The sequence below is a fragment of the Vibrio sp. YT-17 genome (genome assembly GCF_033337375.1).
Classification (GTDB): Bacteria; Pseudomonadota; Gammaproteobacteria; order Enterobacterales; family Vibrionaceae; genus Vibrio; species Vibrio alginolyticus.
The window spans coordinates 1-1271 of sequence record NZ_JAWOQP010000114.1 but is presented as its reverse complement, the minus strand read 5'-3'; the positions used below and the strand labels follow the sequence as shown (position 1 = coordinate 1271).

1 protein-coding gene is annotated in these 1271 nt (G+C 46.7%); it reads right to left on the bottom strand.

From position 1 onward, the window contains the following. Positions 1–206: 206 nt before the first annotated feature. A partial coding sequence (locus tag R7F67_RS24270) for a sigma-54 dependent transcriptional regulator (protein ID WP_318057470.1) occupies positions 207–1271 on the bottom strand: 1065 nt, incomplete at its 5' end.

Below are 1271 nucleotides of genomic sequence, written 5' to 3'. Positions count from 1 at the left end.
CTCTGCGCTCATAGCCGTGCCACTTCTTTTTGTTTTTACGTCGGTCTTCACCGGAGCGCCTTTCTTCTTGATACTGGCCGTCTACCATCACTGTATCGGTAATGATCGGTATCCTCACTTTTTCATTGATATCCATATGAGCCCAATAATTGCCTTAGCAAAATTATGATTCAAGTTGGATATAATACCAATCGTGCGAACCTGTTTTATTTATAGAGCTCTTTATCTATCTGATAGCGTTGCATTTTGTCATACAGCGTTTTTCGAGGCACATTCAACTGTTCCATCGTTTGTTTGATGCTGCCATTGTTTTCCAGTAGCGCATTTTCTATCGCTGCCTTTTCAAACTCCGCCACTTGCTCTGCAAGGCTACTGGTTGAGGCGGGGATGGAACTTGGTTCACCTAATTGGATGAGTTTACCTAATAAAACGAAACGCTCTGCTGCATTGCGCAGTTCTCGGACATTTCCCGGCCAATCGTGAGCCATTAGCTGAGCCAAATCTTGTGCTGAAAGGCTTGGCGAACTTTTACCATAGCGCGACGCCGCGACTAAAAGAAAATGATGGAAAAGGGCAGGGATGTCTTCCTTGCGTTCACGTAAGGGAGGCAAATCTAGCGTAACCACGTTGAGGCGATAGTAGAGGTCTTGACGAAATGTGCCTTGTTCCGCCGCACGTTTAAGATCCACTTTCGTTGCCGCGACAACGCGAATGTCGAGAGGTAAAAGTTCGTTTGAGCCAACGCGTTCAATCACGCGCTCTTGCAGGACGCGCAACAAACGAATTTGTGCCTGAATTGGCATCGATTCGATTTCATCTAAGAAGAGTGTGCCGCCCTGTGCAAATTCAAACTTACCAATACGCCGACTTTCTGCACCAGTAAATGCGCCTTTTTCGTGACCATAGAGTTCGCTTTCAATTAAGTTTTCTGGCACCGCGCCACAGTTCACCGCAACAAAGTTATTGTTTCTACGAGAACTTTGTTCGTGCAGTGAGCGGGCGATAAGCTCTTTACCTGTACCTGTTTCGCCAAACAGCAGAATATCGGCATCTGTATCAGCAATGTGGGTGATGGTTTCTCGCAGCGTTTGGATGCTGGTGGTTTCACCGATTATTCGGGGGCCAAGCGTTTGGCTTGCTTTGAGTGATTGACGAAGTTTCTCATTTTCGTTCGTCAGTTGGCGTCTTTCAATGGCGCGCTTTACGGTTTCAACCAAGTGTTCTGGCGCAAAAGGTTTCTCTATAAAATCGTAGGCCCCTTGGTGTAACGC